This window comes from Ensifer sp. LC163, assembly GCF_001695855.1.
Taxonomy (GTDB): Bacteria; Pseudomonadota; Alphaproteobacteria; order Rhizobiales; family Rhizobiaceae; genus Ensifer.
In genome coordinates this window covers 202,692-217,649 of the sequence record NZ_MBSS01000023.1, presented here as the reverse complement: position 1 = coordinate 217,649, position 14,958 = coordinate 202,692, and the positions used below count along the sequence as shown (strand labels likewise).

The following is a 14,958-nucleotide window of genomic DNA, read 5'->3' as shown; positions in this document are numbered from 1 at the left end:
GTCGAAACCTCTGTCAGAACCGTTGAGGCGAGAAGGGGGCGATGTCAATCGTTGGCGCCTGGCTGGTCAGCAGATCCGCGACAAGCCTGGCGGTGCCCGCCGATTGGGTCAGGCCGAGATGGCCGTGACCGAATGCGTAGATCACCCGCGGTGTGGCGCGGGCCTGGCCGATTGCCGGAAGGCTGTCGGGCAGCGACGGGCGGAAGCCCATCCACTGCACTCCGCCCTCGGGCTTGAGCCCCGGCAGGAAGGCGCGCGCCTTCTGCAGCATGGCCTCGGACCGGCGGTAGTTCGGCGGCAGCGTCAACCCGCCGAGCTCCACCGCGCCGCCGACACGGATGCCGGTCGACAGGCGCGTGACGACGAAGCCATGGCCGCCGAAGGTAACCTGCGTGCGCAGGTCGAAGGCGTCTGCCGGCAGGGTGGTATTGTAGCCGCGCTCGGTTTCGAGCGGGATGCTTTCGCCGAGAGACTTGGCAATCCGGTGGGAGAAGGCACCGGCCGCGAGCACGACCTGGGCCGCCCGCCGGGTGTTGCCGCTTGTCGTTCGGATCTCGACGCCGCCATCGACGGGCGCAAGAGCAGTTACCTCGGCGCGCTCGATCACGCCGCCTCTGGCGCGGAAATGCTCGGCGAGTGCGAGGGTGTATAACTTTGGGTCGGCGATCGAGTACCAACCCGGCGTAAACGTGCCATGGGTGAAGCGCGGCGCGAGACCCGGCTGGATTTCGGCCATCGCGGCGGCATCGAGATGCTGGAAGGCGATGCCGTGTTCCGCGCGTGCCTTCCATCCGGGCAGCGAAGCCTTGAGCTCGGCGTTGCTTTCATAAACCTGAAGATTGCCCTCCTTGCGCAGCATCGGCAGGGTGCCTGTTGCGGCAAGGAACGGCTCCAGCTCGACCTTGGAGAGGTCCATCATCGCAGTCTGAGCGGCCGTCGAATGCGCCACCCGCTTCGGCGAGCAGGCGCGCCAGAAGCGGAACATCCACGGCGCGATCTGCAGCGCGTAGGCGGGCGGGACGCTCAGCGGCCCGAGCGGATCGAGCAACCATTTCGGCGCCTTCTTCAGGATGCCGGGCGAAGCGAGCGGCAGGATGTCGGTGAAGGCGAAGGCCCCGGCATTTCCCGCCGAGGCTCCGGCCGCCGGGCCTTCGCGGTCGAGCACGGTGACCGAAAACCCCCGTGCCTGAGCCGCAATCGCGGCGGAAAGGCCGACAACGCCGGCGCCGATGACGATGACATCAGGCTGAGCTGCTTCCTTCATGGTCGGCTCAATGCGTCGCTGCCAGGAACTTCTGCAGTTCCGGATCCTTCGGTGCACCGAATAGCGCCTCCGGCGGGGCGATCTCGGCCATCACGCCCTTGTGGAAGAAGGCCACACGGTCGGATACCTCGCGGGCGAACTTCATCTCGTGCGTGACGCAGATCATCGTCATGCCTTCGGAGGCGAGCATGCGCAGCGTGTCGAGCACTTCGCCGACGAGCTGCGGGTCGAGCGCCGAGGTCACTTCGTCGAACAGCATGTATTCCGGCGACATGGCGAGTGCGCGGGCAATCGCCATGCGCTGCTGCTGGCCGCCCGACATCCGGTTGGGATAGACCGACAGCTTTTCGCCGAGACCCACATGGGTCAACTGCTTGACGGCGACCTCCTCGGCAGCCTGCTTGGACAGGCCAAGCACCTTGCGCGGAGCGAGCATGACGTTTTCAAGCACGGTCAGGTGCGGGAAGGCGTTCCACTGCTGGAACACGATACCGACCTTGCTACGCAGCTTGTTGAGGTCCGTGCTCTTGGCATGGACTTCTGTGCCGTCGATCTTGATCCGACCGGAATCGATCGGCTCAAGTCCGTTGATGCAGGTGAGCAGGGTCGATTTTCCGGAACCGGAACCGCCGATGACGGTGACGACTTCACCCTTCTTCACGGTGAGGTCGATGCCTTTCAGAACTTCCAGCGTACCGAAGGATTTGCGGACGTTTTCAATCTCAATCATTGGGGGACCACCGTTTTTCGAGATACCCACCAAGCCGGGCGATGGGGAAGCTGATGAGGAAATAGATTGCACCGCAGATCAGAAGAATGAAAAGCGGTTCCTGCAGGCGGGTGACGAGGATCTGCGAGGCGCGCAGAAGCTCGATCAGGCCGAGCCAGAGCACGAGCGCGGAATCCTTCATGACGCCGAGCGTGAGGCCGATCCAGGACGGAAGCGAAACGCGGGTGGCGAGCGGCGCCACGATGTAACGCATGTCCTGCCACCAGGTCATGCCGAGCGACCGCGACGCGCGGCGTGTGGTTGCCGGCACGGACGAGATGCCGCCGCGCACGATCTCGGTGCAATAGGCGGCCGTGTAGAGCGACAGCACCACGCAGGAGGTCGTAAACGGACCCCAGCCCAGTTTGGCGATGGACTGGAAGGCATTGGCCAGCACGAGCTGGATCAGGAGCGGAACGGAGCGAAACACGTCGAGCACGAAGGTCAGCGGCACGGACCAATAGGTGCTGGCCTGAACGCGGATCACCCCAAAGAGGATGCCGAGCAACGTACCGGCGGTAACGGAGACGGCGGTGACGGCGAGCGTCATCGCCGCACCCTGTGCCAGGAAGGCGAGATCACTCCAGGTGAGGGCGGTATTGAACATCTCTCACCTCTCTCAGTAGCGGAACATGCGCGAGGCGATTGCTCGGGCAGCTAGGGTCACGGCCTTGGCGATCACGTAGTAGATCACGGCGGCCAGGGCGAAGAATTCGAAGGTGCGGAACGACCGGGCGTTCAGTTCCTGGGTGACGCCGGCAAGGTCGGTGTTCATGCCCACGGTGACGCCGAGCGAGGTCATTAGGATTGCCCAGACCATCTGGTTGGTCGTCGGCAGGAAGGCGACACGCAGCATCTGCGGCAGAACGATGAACCGGAAGGCCTGCAGCGCCGTCATGCCGAGCGAACGGCCGGCACGGGTCTGCGTATCCGGTATCGCTTTCAGGGCGCCGCGGAAGTTTTCGGCCAGATAACCCGCATTGTTGAAGGCAATGCCGACGAGCAGCGCCGTGTAGGGGCTCAGATGGATGCCGAAATTGCCGAGGCCGAAATGGGCCATGTAGATCTGGAACAGCGCGGGCGTGTTACGCGCGATCTCGATCCAGGTGGTGGCAAAGCCGCTGAGGACGCGGTTGCCGGACAGGCGAAACCCCGTCAGGGCGAGCGCGCAAGCCACGCCGATGAGCATCGACAGCAGCGCGATCTGCAGCGTGATCAGCGCGCCGTCAAGCATTTGCGGCAATGCTTTCAGCGCCTGGTTCCAGTGGAAGGTGTAATTGAACATTGCCGTCTCACCTTTACGAAAATGAGTAACGGCGCGAGGCGTTTGCCTCGCGCCGTCAGAGAAACGGACAGTTTAGCGGTAGACGCCGTTCACCGCCAGCGAAGGCAGCTCGCCGCCGACCCACTTTTCGTAGAGTTCGGCATAGCGGCCGGTGCGGACCTGCTGGTTGATGAAGAGGTTGAGATAGTTGATGAGGCCGTACTCTTCGCGGTTGGTGAAGAGAGCCACGTAGTCGGTGTCGAACGGCGCCTTGCCAACGACCGAGATGCCGGCGAACTTGCCGGTCTTGACATTGGCCTGCGCCACGGTCGAGGTCGATACGGTTGCGTCGATCTGGCCCTGGCTGAGGGCGAGGAACACGTCAGCCTGCGTCTGGTAAGGACGGAATTCGCCCGCACCCCATTCCTTGACCTGCTTTTCCAGAGCGATGGCTTCAAAGGTGCCGGCGGTGGCGCCGACAACCTTGCCCTTCATGTCCTCGAAGGACTTGATGCCGGTCTTGTCATTGGCGGTAACGGCCATTTCGAAGGCGAAGTAAGGAACGGTCATGCCGACGGTCTTGGCGCGCTCCAGCGTGTCGGAGGTCGAAGCGACGCCGACGTCGACGCGTCCGGACATCAGCGCGGGAATGCGCTCGGGGAAGGGGGTCTCGACGATCTCGGCCGTGACGCCAAGCGCCTTTGCCAGGTCGTTGCAGTAGTCGACGTCGAAGCCGACCGGATTGTTGTTCTCGTCGCGAGAACCCATCGGCGGGAAGTCGAGAACCACTGCGCAACGCAGCGTACCCGAGCCGATGATATCATCCAGCTTGTCGGCATGGGCCGGGCTGGTCAGAGCGGTGGCGGCAACGAGGCCGAGCGCGAGCATCGAGGTTTTCATTATCTCTCTCCCTGAAGTGATGTGCCGTTTGACGGCTGACACACTATTCCGCGTTGGAGAGCGTAAATCAACAGAAAAATACAATTAGTATACAAAAAGTATATCATCCGAACGCGAAACGCCCGCAGGGTTCCCATTTGTTTCGCCAAACGGGTCCCCTGCGAAGCGATCTGTCGCGTCCTTAGCCCTGGAAATCCTCGGGCAGCAGGGCTTCCGGCATGTTCTGGTAGGCGACCGGACGCAGGAAGCGCCGGATGGACAGGGTCCCGACGCTGGTTGCGCCAAAGTTGGTCGAGGCCGGATAGGGTCCGCCATGAACCATCGAATCCACCACTTCGACGCCAGTCGGGAAGCCGTTGACGAGCACGCGGCCGGCCTTGCGCTCGAGGATCGGGCGCAGACCGCGGGCCGTTTCGAGATCGCCCTCATCCATGTGGATGGTGGTGGTCAGCTGGCCTTCGAAGCCGCGGGCAAGCTGCTCCATTTCGCTCGTCGAGCCGACGCGGACGACAAGGCCGAGCGGTCCGAAGACCTCTTCGCCAAGCGCGTGATCGGCGAGGAACTGCTCACCCGTTGTCTCGAACAGGTTCGGGGAGACGGCGCGGCCGGAGGATTGGGTGGTGAGCAGCGGCTTGACGGCGTTGCGGCTTTCGAAGCGCGCCTGTCCGTCGTGATAGGCCTTGGCGATGCCGTCGGTCAGCATCGTCTGCGGCGCGACTTTACCCAAAGCTTCGACGGCAGCCGCCGTGAAGCGGTCGGCGGCAGCGCCATCGATGACAACGGCGATGCCGGGATTGGTGCAGAACTGGCCGGCGCCCATGGTCAGCGATCCGGCCCAGCCCTGGCCCAGTGTTTCAGCGCGGGCGCCGAGCGCTTCAGGCAGCAGAAACATCGGGTTGACCGAACCGAGTTCGCCGAAGAACGGGATCGGTTCGGGACGGGCGGCGCACAGATCGAAGAGCGCCCGTCCGCCGGCCAGCGAGCCGGTGAAGCCGACGGCCTTGATCAGCGGGTGCTTGACCAGTGCGTGGCCGACGTCACGGCTGCCGCCCTGGATCAGCGAAAAGACGCCCGGGTGAACGCCGGTCTTGCGAATGGCGGCTTCGATCGCCTCAGCGACGATCTCACCGGTGCCGGGATGCGCCGAATGGCCCTTGACCACTACCGGGCAGCCGGCGGCGAGCGCCGCTGCCGTGTCGCCGCCGGCCGTCGAGAAGGCGAGCGGGAAGTTCGAAGCGCCGAAGACGGCGACCGGGCCGATCGGCCGCTGGATCAGCCTGATCTCCGGACGGGGCGCCGGCTGGCGCTCGGGCAGGGCTGCATCGAAACGACGATCGAGATACTCGCCCTTCTCGATATGGTCGGCGAAAAGCCGCAGCTGGCCGGTGGTGCGACCGCGTTCACCCTGCAGCCGCGCCTCGGGCAGGCCGGTTTCCTGGCTGCCGATCTCGGTGATCGCCTCAGCGCGCGCCTCGATCTCGTCGGCGATGGCACGCAGGAATGCGGCGCGCTCGGCCCGCGTCGAATAGCCGTAGCTCAGGAAAGCCTCTTCGGCGGCTTCGGCAGCGCGATTGACCAGTTCTACCGTCCCGGCGGCAAACTGATGGACCGGACCGTGGGCAGGCGTCGATGCGAAGGTGCCGACACCGTCGAGCCATTCGCCTGCAACCAAGTGTTTTCCTTTGGGGGTGAAGGTCATCTGCCGATCCTTTCTCTCGATCCCGCATTGCCTTTTGTGGCAGAGGGGGTCATGGCTGAATTGCACTTGTCGGTTCTTTGTATACTATATGTATGCAGAACATCAATCGCCTGACTGGCCTATCGGGATCAGGCGCGGATTTTGAGAGGGAGAGAGATGAGCGAGACCAACACCTTGACGATCGGAGCGCTTTATGAGCGCGTCGAGGCGATCTTCCGCAAGGCGGGGCTCAATGGCGTTCAGGCTGGAGCGCTCGCGCGCGTGATCGTCGCCGGCGAGCGCGATGCCTGCAAATCGCACGGCGTCTACCGCATCGAAGGGGCGCTGCGGACAGTGAAGGCCGGTAAGGTGAAGCCGGACGCGGTGCCTGAAGTGGATCGGCAGGAAGGTTCGGCCATCGTCAAGGTGAACGCCAAGGGTGGTTTCGCCAACCCGGCTTTCGAGCTTGGCCTGCCGGTGCTCGCCGAACGGGCGCGTTCCCTCGGCATTGCCGCCCTTGTCATCAACGACTGCACCCACTTCTCGGCGCTTTGGCCCGAAGTTGAAGGGCTGACCGGAGAGGGGCTTGCCGGCCTGGTGATGTGCCCGAGCTATGCAACCGTGGCGCCGACGGGCGGCAACAAGCCGCTGCTCGGCACCAACCCCTTCGCCTTCGGCTGGCCGCGCGAAGGCAAGCCACCCTATGTCTTCGATTTCGCCACTTCTGTTGCGGCGCGCGGCGAGATCGAGCTGCACCGCCGCGCAGGCAAGCCGCTGCCGGAGGGCTGGGCGATCGATGCTGAGGGTAATCCGACGACCGATCCGGAAGCGGCGCTTGCCGGCGCCATGCTGCCGTTCGGCGGACACAAGGGCTCGGCGATCGGTACGATGGTCGAACTTCTCGCAGGCATCATGATCGGCGACCTGACGAGCCCTGAAGTGCTCGATTATCTCGGCACCACGACCCTGGCGCCGTTCCATGGCGAGTTGATAATCGCGTTTTCGCCGGCGAAATTCGCCGCCGGACGGCCGGGCGACCCGTTCGCACGTGCCGAGATGCTGTTCGAAGCGATCGTCGGCCAGGGCGCCCGTCTTCCCTCGCAGCGGCGCTTCGTGGCGCGCGCCAAGTCGGAAGCCGAGGGCGTCGTCCTTAACAAGGCGGAGATGGAGCAGCTCGACCGGCTCTACGCGCTTGGGCTGGATGCCGTGGCGTAAGAATCCAGCCCGGGGCATCCAGTCCCTTCTGGCATTCGGCGAAACGAAAGGCCCTCGCGGAGGGCCTGGCGTCGACCAAAATGTGGAACCAGGTTGCTCTGGTTCCACATTTTCAGATTCTGCTGATGTTCGGGTTTATCGAACGGGCATCCGGTAGCAGCCGCCAGGAGATCTCTACGACCCTCGCAAGAAGACCAGCCAATGCGCTGTCCGGCACAATGCGATCACGGCAGCAGTGATCGCGCCGTTGGCGTTAGGCGCAGCACTTCGTTCTGCCTCCACGTCCGCTGCTCCATCTCCGAAACGACCTCCGTCGTCCAGGTCTCGGACTGCGCAAGTTCGGCCAGGTGGGTCTCATACGCAGCCAAACTGGGAAAAGCGCAGAACCAGACGAAGACTGTCTCGCCTTCGCGGACAGGCAGCCTGGGGAAAGTGTTCGGGCTCTGCTCGGTGACCAGAGCGGCCAGCACAGTGGCCGAGGCTTGCTGCAGATGTGGCTTGACAACGGCTTCAAAGAATCCGGCAAACTCGTCGTCCGTGCGTGGCGCGAGATAGCAGATCGTCGCAACCACAAGACCGTGCCGTACATCCGCCGCGCCAAACGCGGGGCGCATCGTGCGCAACGGCGCAAAGCCGACATCGGGCGATGCGGGCCGCAGGAGCAGAACGTTGTCCGAATTGATCATCGTACCGTTCGCCTGGTCGCGGTGAGCGGCCCACACCGGACCGGTATAGAACGAGTTCAGCGCCGCTGCGCGAGACGGCATGTCGCGAAAGCCTCTGAGCCATACGAAGCTGTTGGGATCATCAAGGTCGCGGAATTGTCCCATTACGCTCATTCCCTGTGCTTCCTGGGGTTCGACGAACTCCCGGTCGAACAGGTCGATCAAAGTCTCCCTGGCTTCCGGTCGAAGCCGATACCGCCGCAGCTCAATGATCGAGTTGGTTCTATCGTGCGCAGCCTGCGGCATTGATTTGTCCATTGTGATTGACGTCATGTGCATCCCCTCTACAAAACAGGACAACCGTCCCGTTTTGACTACAGGACAGTTGTCCTGTTTTGTCAACCTGCTATAACGCGGAGGAAAGGAAGGACCCATGTCGGAACGACCTACCTCGTCGCATAGGCGCATGAACGATCCCGAAGGACTAAGGCAGCGGCTTGTGGATGCGGCCTACGCGGCATTCTCGACCCGCGGCTACCATTCCAGTGGCCTGCATGACCTGAAACGCGATGCGGGCGTCACCGGTGGAGCGCTCGCGCATCACTTCCCCACCAAGAAGGCCCTCGGTCTTGCTGTTATTCAGGATCGTGTTGCGGAAGCCGTCGAGCTGACGTGGATCACGCCAGTCAATCTTGCCACTACAACGGCCGATGGAATCCAGGCGGTGTTCGCAGCCATCATTTCCGAACTGGAGCGGAAGGGGGCCGTCTCGGGCTGCCCGCTGAACAATCTCGCACTTGAACTGTCGCGCGAGGACGAGGATTTCCAAGCCGCGATCGAGGCGATCTTCATACGCTGGAGGACCGCCATCGCCGAAAAGCTGCGGGCCGACCTTCGTGCGGCTCCCGTTCGCGACTTCGATTCTGAGGCTATGGCAACCCTGGTCGTGGCAACCTATTCCGGTGCGATGGCGATGGCGAAGGCATCCCAGTCCGTGACACCCTTGAAGATCTGTGCCAAGCAGCTAACGTCGATCATTCGAACTCAGACGTCGCTGGGACACGAACTTTAGGGCCGAACAGACGCTGGTTCTCGCTTCCTTCAAAATTTTAAGCAAAAAGAACCCCCTAAGTCCTTGCGGCGTAGGGGGTTCGGCAGGAGCTTCACCTAAAATTCCACACTTTAGCTAAGGACCTCCCGGACGGGAGGGCCTACTTTCTAGCGCGCGGTCAACCGATGGTTAGGCCTTGTATGCCTGCACTGCGCCCGGAAGCTTGCTCCACTCGGCGTACCAGGTGTTGAACAGCTTGAACTGGGCTTCGACATAGCCGCGCTGGCTATCCGAGAGCACGTCGGTCTCGTTGAAGTGCAACGTGTATTCCTTGTCGCCCTTCAGTACCATCATGTGCTTGAAGTAGAGGACCAGGTCCGGGCCTTCGTCGAAGGAGGAGAGCACGGCGAGTGCCTGTTCCAGTTCCAGCGCGCGCAGGCGTGCATCGACATCACCTTCGGCGGCTGCCCGCGACAGGTTGCACATGTGGATGACTTCCTTCGGCAGCACGCAGCCGATGCCGGTGATGGCGCCGGTCGCGCCGCAGTTGACGAAGCCGTGGAACACGGCCGTGTCGACGCCGATCATCAGCGAGACGCCATCGTCACGGCTGGTGATGTTCTCGGCCGCATAGCGCATGTCGGCGGCTCCGCCGAATTCCTTGAAGCCGACGAGGTTCGGATGTTCGGCGCGCAGGGCGAAGAACAGGTCGGCGCGGGTGGCAAAGCCGTAGTAGGGGCTGTTGTAGATGACAGCCGGCAGGTCCGGAGCGGCCGAGAGGATGGCCTTGAAGTGGTTCTTCTGGGCGGCGACGACCGAGCCACGCGAAAGCACGCGGGGGATGACCATGAGACCCTGGGCGCCGACCTTCTGAGCGTGAGCCGCATGGGCGACGGCGGAAGCGGTGTTGACGGCGCCGGTACCGACGATGACCGGGATGCCGGCCTTGACCAGGCGCTCGACGCCTTCCATGCGCTGCGCATCGGTCAGGAGCGGCCAGTCACCCATCGAGCCGCAGTAAACGACGGCGGACATGCCCTGGGCAATCAGCTCCTGGCCCTTGCGCACCAGCGCGTCGAAATCGGGGCTGCGGTCGTCCTTGCAGGGGGTCATCAGCGCAGGGATGACGCCGGAGAAAATCTTCGCCTTCATTTGAAACTCCTCTTGGCTTGTCACGAGGACATGAGGCCTGCGCGCTGTCGCCAGCGCACGTCTCCCATGCCTTTGATCAGGACAATAGCTGTTTGTATTTTATTTGTCGACAAGAAAAATACAAGTGACGCTACAGGGCGATGTCGAGCTTGCTATTGCGGGCAAAAAGCATCTGCACCTGCTCGACGATCTGCTCGGCATGTGCCTTGCCAAGACGGTCGGCGGTCTCGACGTCGCGGGCCTCGATCGCGGCGATGATTTGGGCGTGTTCATCAACGAAGCGCTGCGGGAATTGTTCCTCGTAGGACTGATAATAGAGGCGGAGAATTCGGCGCCCTTCGTCCAGCAATCGGCGGAACAGGCTGGTGAAATAGGGGTTGCGACCGGCTTCGGCGATGGCCGCGTGAAAGGCGGCATTGGTGGCGATCATCGCCAGCGCGTCGCGCGTCACGACGGCCGCCGCATAGTCCTCATGGAAGCCGCGGATGACAGAAAGATCTTCCGGCCTGTGGTTCTGTGCTGCCAACCGGGTGGTGACACGGTACATCAGCACCAGCGCGTCGAAGAAGGGGTTCAGGTTGAGGAAGTCGATGTTCGCCACCATCGTCGAGCGGTTCGGCAGCGTGTCGATCAGCCCTTCGCCAGCGAGACGCACCAGCGCCTCGCGGATCGGCGTGCGCGACATCTTCAAGCGCTCGGCCAGCTGTACTTCATCGATCGGGCTGCCGGGCGGCAGCACCAGGTCGAGGATCTCGTCGCGCAGGAGGTCGTAGACCATCTTCACGCCGGAACCGCGCTTGCGTTCGAGTGTCGGGCTGGAATCGGTATCGGTCATTTTCAAGAATCCTTTTGTCGACACCATGAATACTTCTCGCCGCGCGTCGGATCAACTCCGCATAGACACTGGTTTGGATCGCGTCGTTTCCCGGAAATTGGCGTCGTTTGGCAATGACCGGCACGGGCGGCACTTTACAGCGCCGCGCGTCTATTTAGACGCGCAAAGGTCGCTGTAACACTTTGAGTTGCTGCATAATTTCGTCCTTAAATCGATTCCGATTTAAGGAATTATGCAGTAAGCGCGATCAGACTTCCGCAAGGACGATCGACACGATCGGCGATATTCTTGCCAGCCACCGCAATGCGCCTCCGATCGTGGTCGCCTTCGAACTCTTCCGGCGTTCCCATCCGGTCTGCAGGCGCCCGGCCGCAGACCTTCACCGGCCTCGGATCAAAGCGTCGGCATGTTTGTTCGCGAAAAATCCGCGAATGCCGCGGCCGGCAGCGGGCCTGCGGTCATCAGGGTAAAATCGAAGGATGCACGAACGTCCGGGCCGAGCACATATTGCCGATGAACGCGCAGGAAGTTGCGCCTGATCCTGCGGTAGCGGTCAGGCGAAAGCAGATATTTCACCTTGATATAGGCGATGGGCGGCTGTTTTTCCCTCGAATGCCCGGACAGGGTTACGACACGCGTCTTGTAGAAGTTGACGACATCCGTCAGGCAATGGACCTCGAACCAGAAGATCTCCCTAGCGCGTGCGATTGCCCCGACGCGGGCGCGAAGAGCCTGCGCCGGCCTCATCAGCGCACACTGCAGGATCGCGCCGCCAAGTGTTGCGAACACCACCCGTTTGCCCGCCAGAATATCCGGCTGCCGCTCCAGCAGCATGCCGATGACATGCGCGGCGACGCTGGAGCCCATGCTGTGCGAGCTGATCAGATACTCGTCCGCCTCTTCGTTGAACGCCTCGCGGGCAGCATTCACACAGCTGTCGAGCCAGCGGTTGAATTCGGGCCGATCCAGCCGCGCCAACGCGACGGCCATTTCCCAGTCGGCAAACAGATGCAGCGTATGGAACTTGCTGGCCAGTGGCAGCAGGAACCGTTGCATCAGAAGACCCGCAAGCGGCAGGCTCCACAGCAGGTTCCAGCTGGATAGGTTCAGCCAGTTTGGCAAGAACGCGACCACGAGGGTGGCTGCCGTCATCAGGCTCGCCATCAGGAAGGGGAATAGGGAAAACAGCGCGAAGCGCCAAGCGTGGCGAAAGTAACCCCAGAGCCCGCCGTTGAACGCCACATGCAGCGCGCTCGCAAAACCCCCGGCCAGCCGTCGAACGAATGACCGGCGGCTCAGGGTGTCGACGAGCACGTCGTGATCGAAGAGATGGATGCGGCTTGACGTCTGCCAATCCGACCCGGCGCAATCGACATCGAAATGCGCCGCAGCGCCCGTGCTCACCAAGGGCCCGATATCGGACTTAAAGTCCCATACCTCGGCGCTCTGTTGGGCAGAACGTGCGTAACGCAAGCGGTGTGCCTCGGCGTCAAAGGGCTCAAAGCCGGGAAAATGCAGTACGACCCTCTTTTTGATACGGGACATGGGCGGCTTCTGTGATGATGGTTTTCGAGAGCTGTCGGCCATCGACGCGGCGGTGATCCGGATGGAGTGACAGCTGCGCAAGTGACGACGTGAGGCAAGGGAGGGCAGTGGGTGGAATCAGCTTGAAATTGACCGGCACCGTATCGACGCGAACTGCGGCGCAATCGTGATCGACCGGGCGCCCCCGACCGTGGTCGATGAAATAAAACGAGGCGACGTATGGGCCTCGGCCTGTCGCCTGGCGGCGGTCACAGCAGACCACATATCGACCTCAGCAAGCGCAAAGCAACTTGGCCTTGGTCGCGCAACGGTTTATCGAGGGACGCGGTTCGGCTGGCTGGAGATTTCGGAACGTTCGCCCCAAGACGGTTGGACGATCTGGGCAAGATCAATCCGGTCGTGGAACCCCGGATTGCCGTTGGACGCGTTGCCGAGAAGAGTGAGCCTTATGAACACCAATCCAGACACCGATTTCCCCGAACTCAATGCGATCGAAGCCCGCGTTCTTGGCTGCTTGATCGAGAAGAAGGAAACCACGCCTGACGTCTATCCGCTGACGCTCAACTCCCTCCACTCAGCCGCCAACCAAAAGACGGCGCGCGATCCGGTCATGGCGTTGGAACAGATGGAGGTGCACCGTGCGCTCAATTCGCTCACCCAGAAGGGATTGGTCCGGCAGGCCTTCGCGTCGCGTGTCGAGCGTTATGAACATCTGGCCGCCAACCGCTTTTCGCTGACGTCGCCGCAGATCGCCGTGCTGGGTCTGCTTTTGCTGCGCGGCCCGCAGACCGCCTACGAGCTCTGGTCGCGCAGCGAGCGCATGGCGCGGTTCCAATCGGTGGAGGATCTCAAGGACAACCTCGATCTGATGATCGGGCGCCGGCCTCCGCTCATCGTCCAGCTGAGCCGTGGCGCCGGCCAGCGCGAGGACCGGTTTGCGCATCTGCTGTGTGGCGAGGTCGATCAGACGGTTGCCGCCGCACCGGGCACGTCCTCCTTTGTCGGGACCGGATTGTCCGAGCTGGAGCAGCGCGTGCAGACATTGGAAGAGATTGTCGCGGCGCTTCAGGCCGAAATTGCCGCGCTCAAGGGGCACTGAGCGCTACTGCATAATTCCTTAAATCGGAATCGATTCAAGGGAAAAATTATGCAGAAATTCAAAGTGTTACGGCGACCTTCAGGGCGCCGACTTATGGTCGGAGACCGGTCGCCGTGACGGCCGGTCTCCCGTTTACTTTCCGGCTGAAGTGGCAGCCGTCCTTGCGGCTTCCGCTTCGCCGATGGCGGCGGCGCATTCCTCGCAGCAGACTTCCACCGTCTTGCCGCCCAACTTGACCTTGATGCTGTTCTGATCGAGCTCACAGTCGCAGGCCGCACAGGTTTTCTGGCTCATCGTCTTCGTCTCCTCTTGGTCGTGGTTTCGACCATCAGAGAAGACCATCTGCACGCTGGCGTCGCTGTCAGATTCTTTAGCGATCGACGTGAACAACGGAGGGTGGCGAGCCGATACCTCCGTATCGGTAGGCGCACACGGTGCGGCCATGGGCAATAGCGAGGAATTCACCGGACCGCGCGGCACCACCGGACTGGTGATGGCCGGTGCGCAGATCCAGTGCGCCGGTCCTGTGACCCTGTCGCGCATCGAACATCTCCAACTGCCCGCTCTCCGTCAGAATGGAAACTGAGGCGCCGAGTTCGACCGGCCCGCCGACAGCCGGGTTGGAAAGGGGGCTTGCCCAGCGCTCCATCAGCTTCGTATTGCTGCGAAAGAAACGCCTTTGGCGCTGTAGCTCCAGATACCTGAGCGTCGTCGCATCGTCGGCAGCGGCCATGCTGTTTTCCGGGAGTGCCAACAGATGCATGGCGGCTGTTCCCTCGGGCAAGGCGAGGCGCGCGCGCTCCTTGCCGCTCGCCAGATCGTAGCCCAACACCGCGCCGCGGGCGCCGACGACGACCGTGTCGTCGATAATGACGGGCACGAACATGTATTCGGTATGGGTCACCGACCAACGCACAGAGCCGTCCCATGCCGAAAGGGCAAACAGGCGAACGGTGCTTTCGCCGAAGTTCGCGCCGCTGACGACGGTCGCGTGAACGACCACGTCTTGCGTTGCCGCCAGCGTGTAGCTGTGGCCGCCGTTGTCGAACGTCCATAGAACGGCCCCGGTGCGGGCGTCGAGGCACCAGGTTCGCCGGGCTCTGCCATGGATTTCCGCCAGAACGAGGTGGTCGCTGCCTGCCAGCGTGGGCGGACCGATATTGCTCTCGATTGCGTCGCACCGCCAGATCTGGTTGCCGTTCGGATCATAGGCTGCCACGGCTCCATCGAAGCTGCTCAGGAAGACGGTGCCGTCCGCGCCGATTGCCGGGCGATTGGCGACATGATCGACGGTCGTATTCCAGAGCTCTTCGCCCGTGGCCAATGCCAGCGCCATCAACCTGCTTTCGAAGAAGTCGCGCTTGTCATAATGGAACAGTTGGTAGACGGCACCGCCGGCAAGCACCGGCCCCCTTGATTTGACGTTGCGCTCGTTGGCGAGCCTGACCGACCACACTGCTGTTAAACTCATCGTCCGCCTTGATCCTTGCCGCTGGCCGCCGTGGCGGCAGATGCTTATTC

The 14,958-nt window shown here is 62.5% G+C and carries 15 protein-coding genes; 3 read left to right on the top strand and 12 right to left on the bottom strand.

Translation table 11 applies throughout. The features are described from left to right. Nucleotides 1-13: 13 nt before the first annotated feature. The 6 genes from BC360_RS19175 to BC360_RS19150 form a co-directional block, all read right to left on the bottom strand. Nucleotides 14-1,264 (bottom strand): NAD(P)/FAD-dependent oxidoreductase, encoded by a 1,251-nt coding sequence (locus tag BC360_RS19175; protein WP_065786177.1) that lies wholly within the window; start codon nucleotides 1,262-1,264, stop codon nucleotides 14-16. A gap of 7 nt (nucleotides 1,265-1,271) precedes the next feature. After that, entirely contained in the window at nucleotides 1,272-1,994 is a 723-nt protein-coding gene (locus BC360_RS19170) for an amino acid ABC transporter ATP-binding protein (protein ID WP_065786176.1), read from the bottom strand. Next, nucleotides 1,987-2,640 (bottom strand): amino acid ABC transporter permease, encoded by a 654-nt coding sequence (locus BC360_RS19165; protein WP_065796519.1) that lies wholly within the window; start codon nucleotides 2,638-2,640, stop codon nucleotides 1,987-1,989. Before BC360_RS19165 ends, BC360_RS19170 begins: the two co-directional genes overlap by 8 nt. Nucleotides 2,641-2,652: 12 nt before the next feature. Further along, nucleotides 2,653-3,318 carry an amino acid ABC transporter permease gene (locus BC360_RS19160; protein ID WP_065786174.1) on the bottom strand — a complete coding sequence of 222 codons (666 nt, stop codon included), beginning with the start codon at nucleotides 3,316-3,318 and terminating at the stop codon, nucleotides 2,653-2,655. Nucleotides 3,319-3,390: 72 nt separating this feature from the next. Then, entirely contained in the window at nucleotides 3,391-4,197 is an 807-nt protein-coding gene (locus BC360_RS19155) for a transporter substrate-binding domain-containing protein (protein ID WP_065786173.1), read from the bottom strand. A 181-nt stretch (nucleotides 4,198-4,378) separates the two neighbouring features. After that, nucleotides 4,379-5,896, bottom strand: coding sequence for an aldehyde dehydrogenase (NADP(+)) (locus BC360_RS19150; RefSeq protein ID WP_065786172.1), 1,518 nt, complete (start codon nucleotides 5,894-5,896; stop codon nucleotides 4,379-4,381). Between the two features lie 156 nt (nucleotides 5,897-6,052). Between BC360_RS19150 and BC360_RS19145 the strand changes: the two genes are divergently transcribed. After that, the gene (locus tag BC360_RS19145; protein WP_065786171.1) at nucleotides 6,053-7,090 is read left to right on the top strand and encodes an Ldh family oxidoreductase; all 1,038 of its coding nucleotides are present in this window, start codon (nucleotides 6,053-6,055) and stop codon (nucleotides 7,088-7,090) included. A 224-nt stretch (nucleotides 7,091-7,314) separates the two neighbouring features. Here BC360_RS19145 and BC360_RS19140 read toward each other — a convergent pair whose 3' ends face one another. Then, nucleotides 7,315-8,088: an NIPSNAP family protein gene (locus BC360_RS19140; protein ID WP_244512780.1), complete on the bottom strand. Its 774-nt coding sequence runs from the start codon at nucleotides 8,086-8,088 to the stop codon at nucleotides 7,315-7,317. 100 nt (nucleotides 8,089-8,188) lie between these two features. On the opposite strand from BC360_RS19140, the gene BC360_RS19135 reads away from it, so the two are divergent. Then, nucleotides 8,189-8,827: a TetR/AcrR family transcriptional regulator gene (locus BC360_RS19135; protein WP_065796517.1), complete on the top strand. Its 639-nt coding sequence runs from the start codon at nucleotides 8,189-8,191 to the stop codon at nucleotides 8,825-8,827. A gap of 168 nt (nucleotides 8,828-8,995) precedes the next feature. On the opposite strand, the gene BC360_RS19130 is transcribed toward BC360_RS19135, so the two are convergent. The 3 genes from BC360_RS19130 to BC360_RS19120 form a co-directional block, all read right to left on the bottom strand. Beyond that, complete coding sequence (locus tag BC360_RS19130) at nucleotides 8,996-9,958, bottom strand: dihydrodipicolinate synthase family protein (RefSeq protein ID WP_065796516.1); 963 nt, start codon at nucleotides 9,956-9,958, stop codon at nucleotides 8,996-8,998. 130 nt (nucleotides 9,959-10,088) lie between these two features. Continuing rightward, nucleotides 10,089-10,793, bottom strand: a complete 705-nt coding sequence (locus tag BC360_RS19125; RefSeq protein ID WP_065796741.1) for a GntR family transcriptional regulator — start codon at nucleotides 10,791-10,793, stop codon at nucleotides 10,089-10,091. A gap of 393 nt (nucleotides 10,794-11,186) precedes the next feature. Beyond that, nucleotides 11,187-12,338 carry a hypothetical protein gene (locus tag BC360_RS19120; protein WP_065796515.1) on the bottom strand — a complete coding sequence of 384 codons (1,152 nt, stop codon included), beginning with the start codon at nucleotides 12,336-12,338 and terminating at the stop codon, nucleotides 11,187-11,189. A gap of 448 nt (nucleotides 12,339-12,786) precedes the next feature. On the opposite strand from BC360_RS19120, the gene BC360_RS19115 reads away from it, so the two are divergent. Continuing rightward, complete coding sequence (locus tag BC360_RS19115; protein WP_065786165.1) at nucleotides 12,787-13,437, top strand: YceH family protein; 651 nt, start codon at nucleotides 12,787-12,789, stop codon at nucleotides 13,435-13,437. Between the two features lie 132 nt (nucleotides 13,438-13,569). On the opposite strand, the gene BC360_RS32400 is transcribed toward BC360_RS19115, so the two are convergent. Together BC360_RS32400 and BC360_RS19110 are read right to left on the bottom strand one after the other, a co-directional pair. After that, nucleotides 13,570-13,731: a hypothetical protein gene (locus tag BC360_RS32400; protein ID WP_167590844.1), complete on the bottom strand. Its 162-nt coding sequence runs from the start codon at nucleotides 13,729-13,731 to the stop codon at nucleotides 13,570-13,572. A 76-nt stretch (nucleotides 13,732-13,807) separates the two neighbouring features. Then, nucleotides 13,808-14,908, bottom strand: coding sequence for a PQQ-binding-like beta-propeller repeat protein (locus BC360_RS19110; RefSeq protein ID WP_083222634.1), 1,101 nt, complete (start codon nucleotides 14,906-14,908; stop codon nucleotides 13,808-13,810). Nucleotides 14,909-14,958 lie beyond the last annotated feature (50 nt).

What these genes read in the sequence shown, in the direction of transcription:
- BC360_RS19175 (WP_065786177.1), bottom strand. Translation starts at nt 1,264, where the DNA reads ATGAAGGAAGCAGCTCAGCCTGATGTCATCGTCATCGGCGCCGGCGTT.
- BC360_RS19170 (WP_065786176.1), bottom strand. Translation starts at nt 1,994, where the DNA reads ATGATTGAGATTGAAAACGTCCGCAAATCCTTCGGTACGCTGGAAGTT.
- BC360_RS19165 (WP_065796519.1), bottom strand. Translation starts at nt 2,640, where the DNA reads ATGTTCAATACCGCCCTCACCTGGAGTGATCTCGCCTTCCTGGCACAG.
- BC360_RS19160 (WP_065786174.1), bottom strand. Translation starts at nt 3,318, where the DNA reads ATGTTCAATTACACCTTCCACTGGAACCAGGCGCTGAAAGCATTGCCG.
- BC360_RS19155 (WP_065786173.1), bottom strand. Translation starts at nt 4,197, where the DNA reads ATGAAAACCTCGATGCTCGCGCTCGGCCTCGTTGCCGCCACCGCTCTG.
- BC360_RS19150 (WP_065786172.1), bottom strand. Translation starts at nt 5,896, where the DNA reads ATGACCTTCACCCCCAAAGGAAAACACTTGGTTGCAGGCGAATGGCTC.
- BC360_RS19145 (WP_065786171.1), top strand. Translation starts at nt 6,053, where the DNA reads ATGAGCGAGACCAACACCTTGACGATCGGAGCGCTTTATGAGCGCGTC.
- BC360_RS19140 (WP_244512780.1), bottom strand. Translation starts at nt 8,088, where the DNA reads ATGACGTCAATCACAATGGACAAATCAATGCCGCAGGCTGCGCACGAT.
- BC360_RS19135 (WP_065796517.1), top strand. Translation starts at nt 8,189, where the DNA reads ATGTCGGAACGACCTACCTCGTCGCATAGGCGCATGAACGATCCCGAA.
- BC360_RS19130 (WP_065796516.1), bottom strand. Translation starts at nt 9,958, where the DNA reads ATGAAGGCGAAGATTTTCTCCGGCGTCATCCCTGCGCTGATGACCCCC.
- BC360_RS19125 (WP_065796741.1), bottom strand. Translation starts at nt 10,793, where the DNA reads ATGACCGATACCGATTCCAGCCCGACACTCGAACGCAAGCGCGGTTCC.
- BC360_RS19120 (WP_065796515.1), bottom strand. Translation starts at nt 12,338, where the DNA reads ATGTCCCGTATCAAAAAGAGGGTCGTACTGCATTTTCCCGGCTTTGAG.
- BC360_RS19115 (WP_065786165.1), top strand. Translation starts at nt 12,787, where the DNA reads ATGAACACCAATCCAGACACCGATTTCCCCGAACTCAATGCGATCGAA.
- BC360_RS32400 (WP_167590844.1), bottom strand. Translation starts at nt 13,731, where the DNA reads ATGAGCCAGAAAACCTGTGCGGCCTGCGACTGTGAGCTCGATCAGAAC.
- BC360_RS19110 (WP_083222634.1), bottom strand. Translation starts at nt 14,908, where the DNA reads ATGAGTTTAACAGCAGTGTGGTCGGTCAGGCTCGCCAACGAGCGCAAC.